The organism is Devosia litorisediminis, assembly GCF_018334155.1.
In the GTDB taxonomy this organism is placed as follows: Bacteria; Pseudomonadota; Alphaproteobacteria; order Rhizobiales; family Devosiaceae; genus Devosia; species Devosia litorisediminis.
The window spans coordinates 748,351-768,243 of sequence record NZ_JAGXTP010000001.1; the positions used below are offsets into that span (position 1 = coordinate 748,351).

Genomic DNA, 19,893 nt, shown 5'->3' on the forward strand with positions numbered 1-19,893 from the left:
TGCCTGTGGAACCGACCGAAATGTCACACCCAAATGGGCAAATGCCCAGTCATGGGGCGTCAGACATACTTGATCTTGAGGATTTCAAAGCTGCGTGCCCCACCGGGAGCGGCGACTTCAAACGAATCGCCTTCCGACTTGCCGATCATGGCGCGGGCGATGGGCGAGGAAATCGAGATGCGGCCCGCCGAAGCGTCGGCTTCGGGGTCGCCGACGACCTGATAGGTTTTCTCTTCCTCGGTGTCCTCATCAATATAGGTCACGGTGGCGCCGAACTTGACGCTGGTGCCTGAAACCTTGGACACATCGATGATATCGGCGAGCGCCAGAATGGTCTCGAGTTCCTTGATGCGGCCCTCGTTGAGGCTCTGCTGTTCCTTGGCCGCATGGTATTCGGCGTTTTCGGACAGATCGCCATGAGCGCGCGCTTCCGAGATCGCCTCGACAATGCGACGGCGCTCAGTGGCGGTGCGGTGCTCATATTCGGCGGCAAGGGCTTTCTGGCCACCAACCGTCATCGGGATCTTTTCCATTCTCGTCGCCTCCATCGGCACGGCAGTAAATAGCTTCCACCCCAGCCAAAATCCGTTCGGCCTGCGCTTCACGATAAGTTTTAGGGGAGAGAGACCTCAAATTGCCCGGCTGCCGCGTTGCGGTCAAGCCGGTGTGCGTATGAACGTGGTTATGTCCACACGCGCTTTCAAGCACCATCTCTTCTCGCAGAAAGGCCAGATCATGCAAGCCCTCGTTCCAGCCCTCGCCATTTCGCTGCTTATTGTGCCGGTTGGCGCAGCCCAGGAGGTGCAATCGAGCGCCGGAGTGCTGAGCGCCACCGTGCTCAGCGAAGGGCTGGATCACCCGTGGGCGCTGGCGTTTCTGCCCGATGGGCGCTTGTTGGTGACCGAGCGCAGCGGGCAATTGCTCGTGATCGACGATGGGGTGATCAGTGGCCCGATTGCCGGCACGCCCGATGTTTATAACCAGGGGCAGGGTGGCCTGCTCGATGTGGCGCTGGCGCCAGACTTCGCCGAGAGTGGCAAGATCTATCTCACATTTGCCGAAAAAGCCGGCGATGCGGGGCTGCAGCGCGGGCAGGGCACCGCCGTGATGGTGGCCCGGCTGGTGCTGGAGGGGGATGCCGGCCGGCTGGAGGACCAGCAGGTGATTTTCCGCATGAACAAATTTACCACCACCAACAGGCATTTCGGTTCGCGCGTTGTGGTCGGCAACGACGGCAATCTGTTCGTGACGCTGGGCGAACGCGGTGAGCAGGACCGGGCGCAGGACTTTGGCGATCTGGCCGGCGGCGTAGCGCGCATTGGTCCTGATGGTTCAGTGCCGACGGACAATCCCCAACTGGACGGCTGGGCGCCGGAGCTGTGGAGCAAGGGACACCGCAATCCGCAGGGCGCGACGCTACGCGCGGATGGTCAATTGTTCACGGTCGAGCACGGGGCACGCGGCGGTGATGAGCTCAACAACCCGCAGCCCGGCGCCAATTATGGTTGGCCGGTGATCACCTATGGCGAGGATTATTCCGGCCTGCCCATCGGGGTGGGGACCGAAAAGGAAGGGCTGGAGCAGCCATTGTTCTATTGGGACCCGTCCATTTCCCCCTCGGGGCTGGATTTCTATGACGGCGACCTGCTGGCGGGCTGGCAGGGCGACCTGCTCACTGGCGGACTGAGCGGGCAGGTGCTGGTGCGGCTTGATGTCGAGGGCGACACCATTGTGGGCGAGGAACGCCTGTTTGCCGGGCAGCTGGGCCGGGTGCGCGATGTGAAGGTGGGTCCCGATGGCGCGATCTATCTGATCACTGATGAAGATAATGGCCGGTTGATCCGGGTGGCACCAAGCGGGCAATGAAACGCGTGTTGGTCGATCTGACAGATTGACGACGGCAAGGCTTGCGCCGGCGCGGGCGCGACCTGACAATGGCAGTTCAGCAAGCGGAGCCGCATCGTGAGTGAAACCAGCCCTATCGTTGGTGGTGGACCCAAAAAGGTCCTCTATACCCTGGCCACCATTGGCCGCATGGGGGTGGGCAAGGCTGCCAAGGCGTTGACCGCCAAGAATGCCTGCAAAGCCTGTGCCTATGGCATGGGCGGACAGCGTGGCGGCATGACCAATGAACTCGATGAGTTTCCTTCGGTTTGCAACAAGTCCGTCCAGGCTCAATCGACAGATATCCAGCCCGCCATTCCCGACGCGATCTTTGCGCATAGCCTGGCCGATCTGCAGGAGCTGACGGGCAAGGAAATGGAGCATCTGGGCCGGTTGGGCACGCCGCTGTTCAAGGCCGAGGGGGCTGACCGGTTCACGCCGGTGGATTGGGATTTCGCCATTGCCCGTGCGGCGCAGAAGCTGGCGGCGGCAGATCCGCAGCGCAGCTTTTTCTACTCGTCCGGGCGTTCGTCCAATGAGGCGGGTTTTCTGTTTCAATTGCTGGCGCGGGCCTATGGCACCAATAACGTCAACAACTGCTCGTATTATTGCCATCAGGCGACCAGCGAGGGGCTGGCCACAACCATTGGCAAGGGCACATCCAGCGTCGAGCTGGAGGATCTGACCGGCGCCGATCTGATCTTTGTGATCGGGGCCAATCCGTCATCGAACCATCCGCGCTTCATCCACATGCTCAAGAACTGCCGCGAGCGGGGCGGGCAGGTGATCGTGATCAACCCGGCCAAGGAGCCGGGGCTGGTCAAGTTCGCGGTGCCCAAATCGCCCAGTTCGATGCTCAAGGGCGGCAGCGAGATCGCATCGGACTATGTGCAGCCGCGGATCGGCTCGGACATCGCGCTGATGAAGGGCATTGCCAAGGCGGTGCTGGAGCTGGGGCTGGAGGACCGCGACTTTATCGCCAGCCATGCCAGCGGGTTTGAGGCGTTTGCAGCGGATCTCAATGGTCTGAGTTGGGACGGGATCAGTGCAGCGTGCGGGATCAGTGCCAAGGAGATCGGGCATATCGCGCGGCAATATGGGCGCTCCAAGCACGCGGTGTTTGCCTGGGGCATGGGGATGACCCACCACATTCATGGCGTGGCGAATGTGGAAGCCATCGCCAATCTGGCGATGCTGCGCGGCATGGTGGGCAAACGCTTTGCCGGGCTGTTGCCGCTGCGCGGGCACTCCAATGTGCAGGGGATTGGCACGATTGGCGTCAAGCCGGTGCTGGCCAGGGATGTGCTGGCCAAGATGGAGGCGGCTTTCGGCGTCGGCTTTCCCGATGAGCGCGGCATGGACACCATGGCCTGCCTCAAGGCGGCTGAGGCGGGTAGCATCGACAATGCGGTGATCATGGGTGGCAATCTGTGGGCAGCGACGCCCGATACGGCCTTTGCCAGCCGAGCCATGGAAGCCATCGGCTTCAAACTGTTTCTGACCACCACGCTCAATAGGGGGCATGTACATGGGCTGGGCGATGGTGAGGTGCTGGTGCTGCCGGTGACCGCGCGTGACGAGGAGTGGGAGCCGACCACGCAGGAGTCGATGTTCAACTATGTGCGGCTGAGCGATGGCGGGATTCGGCGGCTGGAGAATGTGCGCCCCGAGAGCTGGATATTGGGGGCGCTGGGGGCGCAACTGCTGCCCAATTCGCCGATCGATTTCAAGGCGTTCAGCGGCCACTCCAAGGTCCGCGATGCAATCGCGACCATTGTGCCGGGCATGGAAGAGCTGGCCGATATCGACGTGGCCAAGCGCGAATTCCATATCAAGAGCCGGGTGATGCACACGCCAGAATTCGGCACGGTGGACGGCAAGGCGCATTTCGTTGTGACGCCGCTGCCGGCAGCTACCGCGGCGCAACTGAGCCTGGCGACAGTGCGCAGCGAGGGGCAGTTCAACACCATTATTTATGAGGAAAAGGACAGCTATCGCGGTGGTGCGGGGCGCGATGCGGTGTTTCTGAATGCTGATGACATGGCCGGGTTCGGCGTGCGCGAGGGGCAGGTGGTGACGATTGCCTCCGATGCCGGCCGGATGCGGGCGGTGGCACGGGCGTTCGATCTGCCGCGCGGCAGCGCCATGGCCTATTATCCTGAAGCCAATGTACTGGTTGGGACCGAAGTCGACCCGCGCAGCAAGACACCGGCGTTCAAATCGGTGAGCGTGCGGCTGGAACTGGACGGGGCGAGCGCATGAGCGCGACGGGTTTTCCGCAGGCGACACTGGATTTTCTGAGCGGCATTGCCGCCCATAACGAGAAGGCCTGGTTTGACGAGAATCGCGCGCTGTATGAAGCCGGGTATGTCGCGGCAGGGCGCGCTTTTGTCGAAGAAATGGGGCCACGGCTCAAGGCGTTGTCGCCGAGCGTACAGTTCGCGGCCAAGGTCAATGGCTCGCAGTCGCGGATCAATCGCGATGTGCGCTTTTCAAAGGACAAGCGGCCTTACAAGACACATCTGGATCTGTGGTTCTGGCATGGCGAAAAGCGCAGCTGGGACTGTCCGGGCTTCTGGTTTCGCCTGACGCCGGATGGGGTGCATCTGGGATGCGGCCTGCATGGCATGGGCAAGGAAACGCTGGAATCATTCCGCCATTCGATCGTGCTGCCGCGCTCCGGCAAGGCGCTGGTGGCGGCGGTCGAGGCGGTACGGGCCAATGGTGATTACGAGATTGGCGAAAAGACGCGCAAGCGGCTGCCACGCGGTTTCGAGGCGCCCGAGGAGCGTGCGGAATTCCTGCTCTATGAAGGGCTGACGGCGGGCACATCATTGCCCGCCAGCGCAGCGCTGGAAGCCGATTTCGCCGATATCTGCATGAGCCATTTCACCGCCACCTGGCCGGTGGGCAAATGGCTGCTCGACGAGGTTGCGACGGGCGCCTGAGCCTTAGTCCTGCAGCGGATAGGCGACATAGGCGAAGCGCTGACTGTCAGGCGCCCATGAGTTGACGTTGATCGTGCCCTGACCGCCGAAGAAGGCGATGATGTCGCGCTTGTCGGCGCCATCGGGGCGCATGAAGCGCAGGATGACATCCTTGTCGGCAGGGTGGCCCTGGGTGTCGGGTGGGTAGCTGATATAGACGACCGAGGCGCCATCGGGCGACAGGTGCGGGAACCAGTTGACCCGTTCGTCATCGGTCAATTGCTCGACATTGCTGCCATCGGCCGCCATACGGAAGCACTGGGCGTGGCCGGGCGAAGTTCGCTCGGAGTTGAAGTAGATCCACTGACCGTCCGGGGAATATTCGGGGCCATCATGGGGCGCGTCGAGATCGGTGAGGCGTGTGTCGGGGCCGCCAGCGGTGGGGATGGTGAAGATGTTGATCCGGCGCGTGCCGTTGGGCGCTTCGACGGCGACATAGGCCAGTGTGTCGCCATCGGGGCTGATGCCGTGCAGATAATAATGGTGCGGGGTGGTGTGCGTGTTGGAGACGCGGCGCGGCGTGCCGCCGGTGATCGGCACGGCGTAGAGATGACCATCATCAGAGCTTACATAGACGGTCTGGCCATCGGGGGAGAGCACGTGATCATTGTTGAGATCGCGCAGATCGCCGGTTTCGATCCGTTCCGGGGTGCCGCCGGTCGCGGCGATGCGCCAGAGTTCGCCGCCGGCGTTGAACACCAGCGTGTTGCCATCGGGCGTCCAGTTGGGCGCCTCGATCACTTCATTGGCGGTGAAGATCACCGTTCGGTCGGTGCCGTCCGCCTTGATGATGGTCAGTTCGGCGCGCTGGCCGGGCTGCAGGGCACGCCCGCGACGGGTGAATTTCGGATTGGTCAAGGTGATCTCCCAGGCAGCCAGAAGGCGCAAAGCCGATTTGTATTAGCGATAATCCACTGGCGTTGTTAGAGCGGCGGTGCCGGCTTGGCAAGGCCCGTGCAGCCCGCACTCAGGAAGCGGGCTGTGGTCCCATCTGCAGGATGGCGGGCTGAGCTGTCAGCAATTTCCGAGCGACCGTCTTGATGTCCGCCACACTGACCGCGTTGATCAGTTCGGCGCGGCGGGCGATGTAGTCGATGCCCAGAGCGCGCAATTGCAGACCGACCAGCGTGTTGGCGATGGCCGAGGACGAGCTGAGCTCATTGATGGCGTAGGAGCCGATCAGGTATTTCTTGGCAGCGGCGAGTTCGTCTTCGGTGGGGCCGCTGGCGGCCATGTCGGCCACGACCTGCTTGATGACGTCGAGTGTTTCCCCGGCGCGATCAGCCCGGGTGGCGGTGGAAATCACCAGCGCCTGACTGTGCGCCATATTGTTGAGTGCGGCACTAATGCCATAGGTCAGGCCACGCTTTTCGCGCACTTCGGTGGTCAGGCGCGAGCCGAAGGTATCGCCGCCCAAAATCTGGGTCATCAGATAGGCTGCTAGATAGTCCGGATCATCGCGCTCAAGGCTGGGATAGGCCATGAAGATCGAGGTCTGTGGCAGATCGTAGTCGACGCGCAGGTCCTGGCCCAGCTTGGGCGCAATGTCGGCGATATCGGTCAGATCGGGTTGCTCGGGCAGGGTGCCGAACAGGGTGTCGAGCATGGCCGTGGCAGCCTCGGCGTCGATGGCGCCGACAATGCCGACATGCAGGTTCTGTCGGGCGAACAGCCTGGTGTGCATGGCGCGCAGATCCTGGGCGGTCAGGCCTGCCAGCGTTTCAAGCGTGCCTTCGCTGCGGCGGGCATAGGGATGGTCGCCATAAAGCGCGGTGGCCCATTGGCGCTGCGCGGCGGTGCCAGGGTTCTGCGCTGCGGCGTTGATGCCGGTGACCAGTTGGGCGCGCATGCGATCGATCGGGTTCTGGTCAAAGCGTGGTTCTTCGATCGCCAGCTTGAGCAGGGCCACGGCTTCGTCGCGCTGGTCGGCCAGCATGCGCATGGAGCCATAGAATGCGTCAGTGTCGGCGGCAAAGCCCATCTCGGCCCCTGCGTCATCAAGCGCGATCTGGAAGGCCTCGCTGTCGAGATCACCAGCGCCTTCGTCGAACAGGGTGGTGAGCAGGGTCGTCAGCCCTTCCTTGCCGATGGGGTCCTGGGTGGTGCCGCCCTCAAAGGCAAAGCGGATGGTGACAATGGGCACGGCGTAGTCTTCGACCAGCCAGGCCTTGATGCCCTTGGGGGAGGTGATGTCCTGAAACACCACTTCGGCTTGGGCGGGCAGGGTGGCGAGCAGCAGGGCGCAACTGGTGGCGATGGCCGCAAGGGTGCGGCGGAGCGGAGGCAGAAGGGTCATGGTGTTATTGCGCTCCGGTTGCGGGCGGCAGCAGATAGCTGGTCACGGCTTTTGAGGGATCGAGATACTTGCTGGCGACCGCCTGAACCTGTTCGGGTGTGACGGCGCGAATGCGCTCGGGCCATTGCTCGATGTCTTCCACGCTGCCGCCGCTGGCCAGGGCATTGCCATACATCTGGGCCATGTTCTGCTGGGCATCGCGGGCAAAGATCAGGCCGCGCCGATAGCGTGCCTTGGCCCGGTCGAGCTCCTGATCGCTGATGCCCTCGGTGATCAGCCGGGTCAGTTGCGTATCCATGGCGGCCTCGACCTCGGCTAGGGTATGCTGGCCCTGCGGGGCGCCATAAATGGAGAAACCGCTGGGGTCATAGGCACCGCCATCATAGCCCGCGCCCGCCTGCGCGGCGATGCCGGATTTGACCACGACCTCCTGATAGAACCGGCTGCGGCTGCTGCCACCGAGAATTTCCGAGAGCAGGTCGAGCGCTTCAGCTTCGCCGGGCTCGGCGGTGCGATAGGTGGGAACCACCCAGGCGCGCAGGAAGCTGGGGATGCCGACGCGCGGATCGTGCAGTGTGACGCTGGCGCTGGTGTTGCGCTCGGGCTCGGACGGGCGGACGCGGGGTGGCAGGTCGGGACCGCGTTCAACCTTGCCATAGGTCTGTTCGGCCAGGGTGCGTACGGTTTCGGGCTCCACATCACCGGCCACAACGAGCACGGCATTGTTGGGGGCATAATACTGATCGTAAAAGCGGGCGGCGTCAGCCCGGTTGAGCTGTTCCATCTCGTGCATCCAGCCAATGGTGGGGATGCCATAGGGGTGGTTCTGGTACAGCGTTGCGGTGAACTCTTCGCTCAGCAGCGACTGAGCGCTGCTCTCGACACGCTGGCGACGTTCTTCAAGCACCACGTCGCGTTCGGACCCAATCACCTCTTCACTAAGCACCAGGCCGCGCATGCGGTCGGCTTCGAAATCCATCATGTCCGCCAGTGCCTCGGGGGGCACGGTTTCGAAATAGGCGGTGACGTCGGCCGTGGTGAAGGCGTTCAGATTGCCGCCGAGTTCGGTGACGGCGGCATCCAGTTCGCCAGCGGGGTGGCGTTCGGTGCCCTTGAACATCAGATGCTCAAAGAAATGGGCGATGCCGGACTTGCCTGCTGGCTCGTCGGCACTACCCACCTTGTACCAGACCATATGGGTGACCACCGGTGCCCGATGATCGGGGATCACCACGACCTCCAGCCCGTTGTCGAGGCTGAAATGGGCGACGGCGTTCTGGGGCGATGTCGCCGGCTGTGCGGGCGTTTGCTGCGCGAAGGCTGAGGGAATCAGCAGCGCAGCGCCGCAAAAGGCCAGGGCGAGTTTGATGGTCATCGGCACATCCGGTGTTGTAGGCGCGTGGGGGCGGTCGGGAAACCGCCGGGCGGGGCGCAATATTGGTTGGCGCGGTGAGGTAATGGGATGGATGCGGCGAGAGTGCGGCGGCATGTTGCTCTCGGCCGCGCCATCCCCTACATACGGCACAAAATCTCCCATTGCCGAGGACAGCGCCACATGGCACGCCAATTCATCTATCACATGGACGGAATGTCCAAAGCCTATGCCGGCGGCAAGAAGGTTTTGGACAATATCCGCCTCTCCTTCTACCCCGATGCCAAGATCGGTGTGCTGGGCCCCAACGGGTCGGGCAAGTCGACCCTGCTCAAGATCATGGCCGGCATCGACAAGGAATTCCAGGGCGAAGCCTGGGTCGCTGACGGCGCCAAGATCGGCTATCTGAGCCAGGAACCCGAGCTTGATCCGGCGCTGAACGTGCTGGGCAATGTGATGACGGGCGTCAAAGAGAAGAAGGCCATTGTCGATCGTTACAACGAACTGATGATGGACTATTCCGACGAGACCGCCGATGAGGCCAGCAAGCTGCAGGACCAGATCGACGCGGAAAACCTGTGGGATCTGGAAAGCCAGGTCGAGGTGGCCATGGAAGCGCTGGGCTGCCCTCCCGGCGATGCCGATGTGACCAAGCTGTCAGGCGGCGAACGCCGCCGCGTGGCGCTGTGCGCGCTGCTGCTGAGCAAGCCCGACCTGTTGCTGCTCGATGAGCCAACCAACCATCTGGACGCCGAGACCACGGCCTGGCTGGAACGCCACCTGCGTGAATTCGCGGGTGCCGTGCTGATCATCACCCATGACCGCTACTTCCTCGACAATGTGACGGGCTGGATCCTGGAGCTCGATCGCGGTCGTGGCGTGCCGTATGAAGGCAATTACTCGGCCTATCTGACAGCCAAGGCAAAGCGCTTTGCGCAGGAAAAGAGCGAAGACGCAGCGCGCGCCAAGGTGCTGGAACGCGAACGCGAATGGATGGGCCAGAGCCCACAGGCGCGGCAGTCCAAGTCCAAGGCGCGTCTGAAATCCTACGAAGAACTGGTCAAGGTCAACGAGGCCCGTACGCAGTCCTCGACGGCGCAGATCGTTATTCCGGCTGGCGAGCGGCTGGGCAATAACGTGATTGATATCGAAGGGCTGTCCAAGTCCTATGGCGACCGCCTGCTGATCGACAATCTCAGCTTCAAAGTGCCACCGGGCGGCATTGTGGGGATCATCGGTCCCAATGGCGCGGGCAAGACCACGCTGTTCCGCATGATGACCGGGCAGGAGACGCCAGACACCGGCACGGTGACCGTCGCCGAGACCGTCAAGATGGGCTATGTCGACCAGAGCCGCGACAGCCTTGATCCCAACAAGACCGTCTGGGAAGAAATCTCGGAAGGCGATGAAATCCTGTTGCTGGGCAAGCGCGAAGTGAATTCGCGTGCCTATACGTCCTCGTTCAACTTCAAGGGTGGCGATCAGCAGCAGAAGGTCGGCAATCTCTCGGGTGGTCAGCGCAATCGCGTGCATCTGGCCAAGATGCTCAAGAGCGGCTCGAACGTGCTGCTGCTCGATGAGCCCACCAACGATCTGGACACCGAGACCCTGGCCGCGCTGGAAGAGGCGCTCGAGGAATTCGCCGGCTGCGCCATCATCATCAGCCATGATCGCATGTTCCTTGACCGTCTGGCCACGCACATGCTGGCGTTTGAGGGCAACAGCCACGTGGAATGGTTCGAAGGCAACTTTGCCGACTATGAAGCTGACAAGATCCGTCGCCTGGGCGCGGATGCGGTCAACCCAAAGCGCGCGACATACAAGCCGCTGACGCGTTAAGACGATGACTTTGAGCGGGCACAGCGCCCGCTCTTTGCTGTGGGGGCAATATGAGACTTGTAGTGGCCGGCCTGGTTTGGGCCGTTTTGGCTGGTGTTGCGGTGGCCGAACCGGCGCAATGCACGGTGACTGGGTTCGGGACGTATGATTGCGAACTGTCGCGCGACGGCGGCGGGCTAACCTTCGGCTTGCCCGATGGTCAGGTGTTTGCCTTTGCCCTGGTGGGTGAGGGCGAAGGGCTGGGCTATCTGACGCCGGTAGATGCCGGGGCGGGCACCTATCCGGTCGAACTCGGTCTGATGACGGCTGCGGTGGATGCGCCGGGTTGCTGGGTAGGCGGCAAGGACGATTTCTCGTTCTGTGCGCTGGTCGCCCAATAATGAGCGCCGATCTGCCGGAGGCCTTCGAGCCGTTCGCGCTTGAAGTGGGCGGCGCCACTCTGGCAGGGGTGGAAACCGGCGAAGGCTTGCCGGTGGTGTTTCTGCATGCCGGGGTCTGCGACAAGCGGATGTGGGCCCGGCAGATGGTCGCGGTTGCCGATATTGGTTGGCACGCGATTGCCTATGACCGGCGCGGCTATGGTGAGACCACCAGCCCCGACGAAGCCTTCAACCATGTTGATGATCTTGAAGCGCTGCTCGAAGCGCTCGATATCCATGCCGCGGTGTTTGTCGGTTGTTCGCTGGGCGGTGGTCTGGCGCTGGATTTCGCGCTGCGCCATCCCGGTCGGGTGATTGGTCTGGTGCTGATCGGCACGTCGGTCACCGGCGCGCCGTGGAATTCGACTGAAGCCGAAGCCATGATCGAGGCGGCCGAAGAGGACGCGTTCGAGCGCGGCGATCTGGAGATGCTCAACAAGGTTCAGGCCCATGAATGGCTCGACGGGCCGCGTGGGCAGAGCGGCCGGGTCGGGGGAGAAGCGCGCAAGCTGTTCCTCGAGATGAACGCGCTGGCGCTGAGCAAACCGGACCTGTCGCAGGACGAACAGCGACCCAGCGCCTGGCACCGAATGAGTGAAGTCGCCGCGCCCAGCCTGCTGCTGGTGGGGGATCAGGATTTCACCACACTGATCGACCGGCACGAATATCTGTCCGAAGAAATGCCGAACGCCTTTGCCGCCGTGCTCGAGGATGTGGCGCATATTCCGAGCCTGGAGCGGCCCGATCTGGTCAATTCCATGATCCTGCAGTTTCTTGACGCGATCGAGGGCAGCGGCAGCGCAGAAGATGACGACGAGTCAGACATTTAGCCTGCGGTATGGGTTCCCGTTGGAGCCCTTCCTCGCACGCTGATTCAACATATTGAGAAGCCGATTCAACTGCGTGGCGCGTTGAATCGGCTTTTCTGTTTAGTGCGTTGATTTATCGAGGCAATCAGAGGGCGATGACGCCGTTGAGATGCTGGGTCAGTTGCGCGGTGGGCAGATTGGTCAGATCCTTGTCCAGTTCGGCCATCACGGTCTTTTTGACATTGGGCGAGATGGCCTTGCGGATGTCGCCCAGGGCGATCGGAGCGGCAACGATGATCAGCCGGTCAAAGGCACCGTCCTGCAATTTGCGGTCGAGATTGGTGGCCAGTGATTTGACGAATTCGGTCTCACGATGTTCCACCGGATCGGTGCGGGGCTCCATGGCGCTGCGGCCTGAACCGCTCGAGGAGAAGCTGCGGCCAGGCTTGTCGGCCTGAATGTCCTGCGCCTGCATGTTGGGCATGGCCCAATCCTGTCCCTGAACCTGCTGAAGTCCCTTGCCCGGCCCGGTGTTCTCGAGAACTCGGGCCTGCGCGCCGTCTGCAATCAATACCCAGGTGACAGTTTTCTTCATGATGAACTCCTGCTGGTGGATCGTCGGATTGGCATGTGCCTGCAGGCATCGAGATGCCTGCACACCAAAGGTCGGCCCCTGCACCTGGCTTTGCAAGATGGCAGGGAGCACAAACTTGGATCGGGTGATGCTGCGGCTCAATTCGGGCGAGTGTTTGAACGACAGTGCTTTTTTATGCCGCGCTGGCGCGGCGGGTATCGCGGATCACGCTGGCGATGCGCTCAAAGGTCGGCCCAAACGGGGTGGCTTCGCGCCAGACCAGACGGAGCAGGCGCTCGGCGCCGGGGGTGCCCAATTGGTGGATAGCGATGCGCGCATCGGTTGCTTCCTTGCGCACAGCGATCTGGGGCAGCAGCGTAACGCCCTGACCATTGGCGACGAATTCGACGATGGTGGAGAGCGAGGTGGCCGCAAAGGTGCGCGGGCCCGTATCGCTCTCCAGCCGACAGGCGGCAATGGTCTGGTCGCGAAAGCAATGGCCTTCATCGAGCAGCAGGATGCGCTCGGGTGACAGGCCATTGAGCGAGGCAGGTTCGGCGGTAACCTCGCTGCGGCTGGTGGCCAGCACGAAGCGATCTTCGAACAAGGGGGCACTGATCAGGCGGGGGCCCCTGTCGGGCGGGTCGGTGGCGATCAGGGCAATGTCGATGCTGCCATCAACCAGACCGGCGAGCAGGGCATCGGTGCGGTTCTCGCTGACGGTGAAATCGAGCTTGGGCAGGCTGGCCTGCAGCGCCGGGAAGATTTCGGGCAGCAGATAGGGCGCCACGGTGGGGATCAGGCCGAAGCGGATGGCGCGTTCGGGCCGCCCGGCATGGCCCATGGCAAAGCCGGCAAGTGCGTCGGCGCCTTCGAGCAGGGTGCGGGCGCGCGCGACAAATTCACTGCCGAACGGGGTAAGTCGCGCGCCGCCCTTGAGCCGATCAAACAAGGGGGTGCCGCAGAGCGTCTCGACGGCGGCGATTTGCTGGCTCAAGGCGGGCTGGCTGATATTGCAAGCGGCGGCCGCCCGGCCAAAATGGCCGGTATCGGCGACGGCAGCGACATAGCGCATCTGTTTGAGAGTGAAGTTCATGATAGGTGCAGCTTATCATAGTTAGTGGATCAATCAATTTGCCTAATGGACATGGCTGCGTCACAAAGCTGATCAAAGTTTAGAACGGTTACAGGGAGCGCCACATGACCGAAACAACTTCTTCCAGCGCGGGCGAATGCCCAGTTGCACACGGCCAGTCCGGTGACGGCGGTCGCAAGGGCGGCGGCGCCCGCCGCAATCGTGACTGGTGGCCCAAGCAGCTTGACGTCCAGGTCCTGCACAACAACTCTGCGTTGTCCGACCCGCTCGGCCCCGAGTTCAGTTATGCCGAAGCGTTCAAGACGCTTGATCTCGAAGCGGTCAAGAAAGACCTGCATGCGCTGATGACCGACTCGCAGGATTGGTGGCCAGCCGACTTTGGCCATTATGGCGGCCTGTTCATCCGCATGGCCTGGCACAGCGCGGGCACCTATCGCATCACCGATGGTCGTGGCGGCGCCGGGGCTGGGCAGCAGCGCTTTGCGCCGCTCAATAGCTGGCCTGACAATGCCAATCTGGACAAGGCGCGTCGGCTGATCTGGCCGATCAAGCAGAAGTACGGCAACAAGCTGTCCTGGGCCGATCTGATGGTGCTCACGGGCAATGTCGCGCTGGAGTCGATGGGCTTCAAGACTTTCGGCTTTGCCGGCGGTCGCGCCGATGTGTGGGAGCCAGAGGAGCTGTACTGGGGCCCTGAAGGAACCTGGCTGGGTGACGAGCGCTATAGCGGCGAGCGCCAGCTGTCCGAGCCACTGGGCGCGGTGCAGATGGGTCTGATCTACGTCAATCCCGAAGGCCCGAACGGCAATCCGGATGCGCTGGCATCGGCTCGCGACATTCGCGAGACCTTTGCCCGCATGGCAATGAATGACGAAGAGACCGTGGCGCTGATCGCTGGCGGTCACACCTTCGGCAAGACCCATGGCGCGGGCGATCCGTCGCTGATCGGTCCCGAGCCCGAGGGCGAAGATCTGTCCAAGCAGGGTTTTGGCTGGACCAGCACGCATGGAAGCGGCATGGGCGCCGACGCCATTACAGGTGGTCCCGAAGTGACCTGGTCGCAGACGCCGACGCAGTGGAGCAACCACTTCTTTGACAATCTGTTCGGCTATGAGTGGGAGCTGACCGAGAGCCCCGCTGGCGCCAAGCAGTGGGTGGCCAAGAACGCCGAGCCATCCGTGCCCGACGCGTTTGATCCGAACAAGAAGAAGCTGCCGACCATGCTGACCTCGGATCTGGCCCTGCGCGTTGATCCTGCCTACGAAAAGATCTCGCGTCGCTTCTACGAGAATCCGGACGAGTTCGCCGATGCGTTCGCGCGTGCCTGGTTCAAGCTGACCCACCGCGATATGGGCCCCAAGGTGCGCTATCTGGGCCCTGAAGTGCCATCCGAAGAGCTGATCTGGCAGGACCCGATCCCCGCCGTTGATCACGAGTTGATCAATGACAGCGATATTGCCGCGCTCAAATCCAAGGTGCTGGCCAGCGGTCTGTCGATTGCCGAGCTGGTCTCGACCGCCTGGGCATCGGCCTCGACTTTCCGGGGTTCGGACAAACGCGGTGGTGCCAATGGTGCCCGCGTTCGGCTGGCGCCGCAGAAGGATTGGGAGGTCAACCAGCCTGCCCAGCTGGGCAAGGTGCTGGCCGCGCTCGAGGCGATCCAGCAGGACTTCAATGGTGCGCAGACTGGCAACAAGAAGGTTTCGCTGGCCGATCTGATCGTGCTGGCCGGCAGTGCCGCTGTCGAACAGGCAGCCAAGGCGGCCGGGATTGCAGCGGATGTGCCGGTCACGGTTGGCCGCATGGATGCTTCGCAGGAGCAGACTGATGCGCATTCGTTCGAGGCGCTCAAGCCACGGGCGGACGGTTTCCGCAATTATCTGAGCGGTCGCCAGTTCATGGAGCCCGAAGAATCGCTGGTCGACAAGGCGCAGTTGCTGCGTTTGACAGCACCCGAGATGACGGTGCTGGTGGGTGGTCTGCGTGTGCTGGGTGCCAATTACGACAATGCCCAGCATGGCGTGTTCACCAATAATCCGGGCACGCTGACCAATGACTTCTTCCTCAACCTGCTCGATATGGGCACGCGGTGGGAGCCAAAGGCCGATGAAGACGGGATCTATGAAGGGTTCGACCGCAAGTCGGGCGAAGCCAAGTGGACCGGTACGCGTGTCGATCTGATCTTTGGGTCGCACTCGCAACTGCGTGCCGTGGCTGAAGTCTACGCCCAGTTCGATGCGCGCGAAAAATTCGCCAAGGATTTCGTCGCCGCCTGGACCAAGGTGATGAACGCCGATCTGTTCGTGAACTAGGCGTTCGGGGGCAGCGCAGGCTGTCTGGACACGACCCCAACCAAATCAGCCCCGGCCGGGAAACCTGCCGGGGCTCTTTGCGCGCCCCGTGCAGACCGTTACAATTTGAATCAATAGCGGGGCTCGGACTTCAGTGCCTGCAAAAGATGAGAGTCCATCGTCGCAGTGTTATTGACGGCAGAAGCCGGGAGACTGACGATGAGCGAGCTTGATCAAGGGCAGCGGGCGTTTTCGAGCTTTCGGGTTCTGAATGGCGAAGGCAACCACTCCGAGCGCGAAGACCTGTTCCGCAATATGGCTGAGCTGTTCAGCTATGTTTCGGACCGGTGCGATGATGAGCAGGTCGCCCAGTATGACGAAGTGCTGTGTCAGCTCGCCGAATTTGTCGAGATTGAAGCGCGGGCCCATGTCGCCAGCCTTCTGGCGCCGCTTGACCGGGCGCCGGGTACGGTGGTGGTCAAGCTGGCCAATGACGACATTGAAGTCGCCAGGCCGCTGCTGCAGTTCTCCAAGGTACTTTCCGATGATGATCTTATCGACATCATCACCCATCAATCCGACCAGCATCGCGAAGCCATTGCCAGCCGCCACAAGGTAGCTGAGCGGGTTGGTGATGCCATTGTCGACCATGGCCAGACCGGCTCGGTGGTGCGTCTGGTGCGCAATACCAATGCCGAGTTGCACAAGGCGACGCTGGAAAAGCTGGTTGAGCGCGCGGCCAAGGATGTCGAGATCGCTGCCGATCTGCGTGGTCGCACCGATATCGACTGGGCTTCGCTGCGTGGTGAAATTGACGATGTCGCCTCCAAGGTGCTCGAAACACTGGGCGAGATGAACCGTGGCGTCGATCCGGTCACGGTCGGCAAGGTCAATGCGGTCGTCTATAACCGCATGCGCAACCGCGCCGGCTTCTCGTCGACTGAGTGGAAGGTGGCCTATAATCAGGTCAAGGCGCTGAGCGATCGCAAGCAACTCAATGAGCGTGCCCTGGCGCGGTTTGCCCGGTTTGGCTACGGCCATCACTCGGCCGCAGCGCTGACCGTGATCCTGCAGGTGAAGCCCGAAGTGTTCGTCAAATGGCTCGCCAGCCAGGACTATGTGGCCATGACCATCGCCCTGCGGGCAGCGGGTCTGGCGCCCGACCTGTTCGAGGCGATCTTTGCGACCATGCCGTGGCGCGATCTGCCCACGACGCAGGACACCAAGATGGTGGTGAGCCGGTTCGAGGCCATTGAGCGCGAAGAAGCGGCCAATATCTTTGAGCTGTGGCGCGCGCATTCGTTCCGCAAGCGGGCCGCCACCGAAGAGCGTATGGCCGCCAGCGCCTAGTTTCACTGTCCCCATGCACGGACATAACTTCACCCCCGGGCTTGCCTGGGGGTGATTTGTTTTCAACACGATAGCGGTTGATCGCAATTCCCGCTGGACCTGCCCCGCAAACCGGATATAAAGACATCTTTATATCTTTGCGAGGGTGCGTTGGCTGAGTTGTCGGAACTGGTTGGGGTGTTGAAGGCGGCGGGTGAGGGGACCCGGGTGCGCCTATTGGCATTGCTGGCTGATGGCGACCATTCGGTCAAGGACCTTACCGAAATCCTCAAGCAGAGCCAGCCGCGCGTGTCGCGCCACCTCAAGCTGTTGGCGGATGCCGGACTGGTGCGGCGCAATGCTGAAGGCGCCTGGGCCTATTACGGGCTGGCTCAGGATGGCGATGGTGCCGATCTGGCCCGCTGGCTGATCGCCCGGCTCGATGATGCCGATGGGGATCGTCGCCGCGATATCGAACGGCAGGCAGCCGTGCGTGCCAGTCAGCAGGCGCAGGCCAACGAATATTTCGACACTGTGGCCAGCAGCTGGGATCTGCTCAAGACGCTGCAGGTGCCTGAGGAGGCGGTGGAGTCGGCGGTGGTCGCGGCGCTCGATGGCCGACAGGTCGATACCCTGATTGATCTGGGTACCGGCACGGGGCGCATGCTTGAAGTGCTCGCCGATCGCTACAAGCGCGGCGTGGGGCTCGATTCCAGCCGCGAGATGCTGGCCGTTGCCCGCGCCCGGCTGGGCAGTGCGGGCATTGGCCATGCGCAGGTGCGGCTTGGCGATATTGGCGATCTGGATGTGTCGGTGGGACTGGCCGATGTGGTGGTGATCCACCAGGTGCTGCACTATTTCGACGATCCGGGCCGCATGCTGGCGCAGGCGCGACGCCTGCTCAAGCCGGGCGGCGACATGCTCATCGTGGACTTCGCCCCGCATGATCTGGAGTTTTTGCGCAGCGAGCATGCGCATCGGCGGCTGGGGCTGTCGGACGAACAAATGCGCGGCTGGGCGATGGCGGCCGGGCTGAGCGTGCAGAGCGCGCAGGAATTCCCCAGCGAGAACACTGAACGTGGCTTGACGGTCTGCCTCTGGCGCCTCAGCGACAAGACCTGAACGGAGCAAGTTTGATGATCGACGATAATGTGCGGGCCAGTCGGCAGACCGCGGATCAGCGCCCGGAACTGCAGATCTCGTTTGAGTTTTTTCCGCCCAAGAATGACGCAATGGAAGAGCGCTTCTGGGACAGCGTGCACAAGCTGGCGCCACTCAAGCCGCGCTTTGTCTCGGTGACTTATGGCGCTGGCGGTACCACCCGCGAGCGGACACTGCGCATGGTCAGCTCGATCAAGAAAGATACCGGTGTGGATGCGGCGGCGCACTTGACCTGCGTCGGCGCCTCGCGCGACGAAGTGGACGCGGTGGTGCGCGGCTATCAAGCGGCGGGCATCAACCGCATTGTCGCGCTGCGTGGCGATCCACCAGAGGGCGTTGGCCAGCCGTTCACGCCTCATCCGGAAGGCTATCAGAATGCCGCCGATCTGGTGGCAGGCATTCGGCGCATTGGAGATTTCGATATTTCGGTCGCCGCCTATCCCGAAAAGCACCCGCAAAGCGAAAGCTGGGACGTCGAGATCGACAATCTCAAGCGCAAGCTGGATGGTGGTGCCGACCGCGCCATCACGCAGATGTTCTTCTCCAATGGCGACTACCTGCGCTATCTCGAGCGGGCGCGGGCTGCGGGTATTACCGCGCCGATCGTGCCAGGCATCCAGCCGATCCACAGCTTCAAGCAGATTTCCAGTTTTGCGGGTCGCTGCGGGACCTCAATTCCAGCGTGGCTGGCTGAGCGGTTTGACGGGCTTGATGACGAGCCCGAGACCCATGCGCTGGTGGCATCGGCCGTTGCAGCAGAGCAGGTTACCGAGCTGCTGGATGAGGGCGTGACCGAGTTCCACATCTATACCCATAACCGCTCGCCACTGGCTCTGGCGCTGGCGCGTATTCTGGGACGTCGTCCTGTGGCCTGAGTGCCCTTGCTTTGGCGGCAAGGCGGTGGCATGAAGCCGCCGCCCGCCGGTTTTACGGTCTGAAAAGCGTCATTCAGACCCGGTTCAGATGACGGGCTGCATTGAGACAGTGTGGCGCCTTCATAAAATGGCCACGAAACCGCGCTCCTTCACCGCTAGGGGCGAACCGCATTACGGGACGTAACAGCATGCAGATCGATCGTCGCATTACCAATGGCCTGGCCTGGGCCGGGGTGGTTCTGGTTATCGGTATTCCGGTGGCTGACGTGGTCAGCGCCCAGTTTATGGCAGAGCGTACGCCAGGCGCGCAGGTTGCGGCATTGGCGCCCGAGCCCGCAGTGCCGGCGCCTGTGGCACCGCAACCTGCTACACGGCCGGTGGCCGAAATTGCGGCAAAGCCGACCCCTGTGGCCCCGGTTACGCCAGCCAAGCCTGCTACGCCTGCCGTGGTGGCCACGACAGCCAAGAGCGGCGATGTGGTCGATGGCTATCTGAGCACCGGCAAGCCGCTGCCCAGCTATATTACCGGTGGGGACAGCGCGGCGCCGCGCGTGCAGGAGAAAGCACCTGCCGAGGCACCGCTGGTGATTGACGCCGAGATCGATCCGATTGACGTGGCGGCGCTGCCGCCAGCGCGGGTTGCCCCGATGCCAATGCCGCTCTCGATGCGGCCAGAGCCGCGCAGCACCGCCACGGTGACCTATACCAATAACGCGCCGCAGGTGGTCATTCCAGCCAGCGTGACGCCGCCTGCAGCGGTCACGGCACGCGATCTGGAAGACTGGGAAAGCGGGCCGCTATCGGAATTTCTGGCAAAGCGTCAGGCGGCCGGTCAGGTGGACCCCGGCTATGATCCCGATGGGTTCTTTCTTGATGAGGGCCCCAACCGGGCACGGCAAAGAGATCGCCTGATTGGACCGGCAGACGAATTCTATTTCCCGTTTGCCAACTAGCGTAGATC

17 protein-coding genes are annotated in these 19,893 nt (G+C 62.5%); 11 read left to right on the forward strand and 6 right to left on the reverse strand.

What is annotated here, in order from left to right:
- Positions 1 to 59: 59 nt before the first annotated feature.
- A complete protein-coding gene (greA, locus tag KD146_RS03565) occupies positions 60 to 533 on the reverse strand; it encodes a transcription elongation factor GreA (protein WP_212657368.1) in 474 nt (157 codons plus the stop codon).
- Between the two features lie 151 nt (positions 534 to 684).
- On the opposite strand from greA, the gene KD146_RS03570 reads away from it, so the two are divergent.
- The 3 genes from KD146_RS03570 to KD146_RS03580 all read left to right on the forward strand — a co-directional run bounded on the left by KD146_RS03570 (position 685) and on the right by KD146_RS03580 (position 4,832).
- A complete protein-coding gene (locus tag KD146_RS03570; protein WP_249327572.1) occupies positions 685 to 1,866 on the forward strand; it encodes a PQQ-dependent sugar dehydrogenase in 1,182 nt (393 codons plus the stop codon).
- Between the two features lie 96 nt (positions 1,867 to 1,962).
- The gene (locus KD146_RS03575) at positions 1,963 to 4,146 is read left to right on the forward strand and encodes an FdhF/YdeP family oxidoreductase (protein ID WP_345790740.1); all 2,184 of its coding nucleotides are present in this window, start codon (positions 1,963 to 1,965) and stop codon (positions 4,144 to 4,146) included.
- Positions 4,143 to 4,832: a DUF2461 domain-containing protein gene (locus tag KD146_RS03580; protein ID WP_212657369.1), complete on the forward strand. Its 690-nt coding sequence runs from the start codon at positions 4,143 to 4,145 to the stop codon at positions 4,830 to 4,832. The genes KD146_RS03575 and KD146_RS03580 overlap by 4 nt, the downstream gene beginning before the upstream one ends.
- 3 nt (positions 4,833 to 4,835) lie before the next feature.
- On the opposite strand, the gene KD146_RS03585 is transcribed toward KD146_RS03580, so the two are convergent.
- The 3 genes from KD146_RS03585 to KD146_RS03595 form a co-directional block, all read right to left on the reverse strand.
- Complete coding sequence (locus KD146_RS03585; RefSeq protein WP_212657370.1) at positions 4,836 to 5,729, reverse strand: TolB family protein; 894 nt, start codon at positions 5,727 to 5,729, stop codon at positions 4,836 to 4,838.
- Positions 5,730 to 5,838: 109 nt separating this feature from the next.
- Positions 5,839 to 7,167 carry a M16 family metallopeptidase gene (locus tag KD146_RS03590; RefSeq protein WP_212657371.1) on the reverse strand — a complete coding sequence of 443 codons (1,329 nt, stop codon included), beginning with the start codon at positions 7,165 to 7,167 and terminating at the stop codon, positions 5,839 to 5,841.
- Positions 7,168 to 7,171: 4 nt separating this feature from the next.
- The gene (locus KD146_RS03595; RefSeq protein WP_212657372.1) at positions 7,172 to 8,542 is read right to left on the reverse strand and encodes a M16 family metallopeptidase; all 1,371 of its coding nucleotides are present in this window, start codon (positions 8,540 to 8,542) and stop codon (positions 7,172 to 7,174) included.
- A 180-nt stretch (positions 8,543 to 8,722) separates the two neighbouring features.
- On the opposite strand from KD146_RS03595, the gene ettA reads away from it, so the two are divergent.
- From ettA to KD146_RS03610, 3 genes are all read left to right on the forward strand, one after another.
- Positions 8,723 to 10,378 carry an energy-dependent translational throttle protein EttA gene (ettA, locus tag KD146_RS03600; protein WP_212657373.1) on the forward strand — a complete coding sequence of 552 codons (1,656 nt, stop codon included), beginning with the start codon at positions 8,723 to 8,725 and terminating at the stop codon, positions 10,376 to 10,378.
- A 62-nt stretch (positions 10,379 to 10,440) separates the two neighbouring features.
- A complete protein-coding gene (locus KD146_RS03605) occupies positions 10,441 to 10,758 on the forward strand; it encodes a hypothetical protein (RefSeq protein WP_212657374.1) in 318 nt (105 codons plus the stop codon).
- Complete coding sequence (locus KD146_RS03610; protein ID WP_212657375.1) at positions 10,758 to 11,627, forward strand: alpha/beta fold hydrolase; 870 nt, start codon at positions 10,758 to 10,760, stop codon at positions 11,625 to 11,627. Before KD146_RS03605 ends, KD146_RS03610 begins: the two co-directional genes overlap by 1 nt.
- Before the next feature lie 124 nt (positions 11,628 to 11,751).
- Here KD146_RS03610 and KD146_RS03615 read toward each other — a convergent pair whose 3' ends face one another.
- Together KD146_RS03615 and KD146_RS03620 are read right to left on the reverse strand one after the other, a co-directional pair.
- Complete coding sequence (locus KD146_RS03615; protein ID WP_212657376.1) at positions 11,752 to 12,201, reverse strand: host attachment protein; 450 nt, start codon at positions 12,199 to 12,201, stop codon at positions 11,752 to 11,754.
- Between the two features lie 172 nt (positions 12,202 to 12,373).
- Positions 12,374 to 13,276: a hydrogen peroxide-inducible genes activator gene (locus KD146_RS03620; protein WP_212657377.1), complete on the reverse strand. Its 903-nt coding sequence runs from the start codon at positions 13,274 to 13,276 to the stop codon at positions 12,374 to 12,376.
- Between the two features lie 104 nt (positions 13,277 to 13,380).
- Between KD146_RS03620 and katG the strand changes: the two genes are divergently transcribed.
- From katG to KD146_RS03645, 5 genes are all read left to right on the forward strand, one after another.
- Positions 13,381 to 15,588 (forward strand): catalase/peroxidase HPI, encoded by a 2,208-nt coding sequence (gene katG / locus KD146_RS03625; protein ID WP_212657378.1) that lies wholly within the window; start codon positions 13,381 to 13,383, stop codon positions 15,586 to 15,588.
- 198 nt (positions 15,589 to 15,786) lie between these two features.
- Positions 15,787 to 16,917 (forward strand): DUF2336 domain-containing protein, encoded by a 1,131-nt coding sequence (locus KD146_RS03630; RefSeq protein ID WP_212657379.1) that lies wholly within the window; start codon positions 15,787 to 15,789, stop codon positions 16,915 to 16,917.
- A gap of 150 nt (positions 16,918 to 17,067) precedes the next feature.
- Positions 17,068 to 18,018, forward strand: coding sequence for an ArsR/SmtB family transcription factor (locus KD146_RS03635; protein ID WP_212657380.1), 951 nt, complete (start codon positions 17,068 to 17,070; stop codon positions 18,016 to 18,018).
- Positions 18,019 to 18,032: 14 nt separating this feature from the next.
- Positions 18,033 to 18,932, forward strand: a complete 900-nt coding sequence (gene metF, locus KD146_RS03640; protein WP_212657381.1) for a methylenetetrahydrofolate reductase [NAD(P)H] — start codon at positions 18,033 to 18,035, stop codon at positions 18,930 to 18,932.
- A 188-nt stretch (positions 18,933 to 19,120) separates the two neighbouring features.
- Positions 19,121 to 19,885 carry a hypothetical protein gene (locus KD146_RS03645; protein ID WP_212657382.1) on the forward strand — a complete coding sequence of 255 codons (765 nt, stop codon included), beginning with the start codon at positions 19,121 to 19,123 and terminating at the stop codon, positions 19,883 to 19,885.
- Positions 19,886 to 19,893 lie beyond the last annotated feature (8 nt).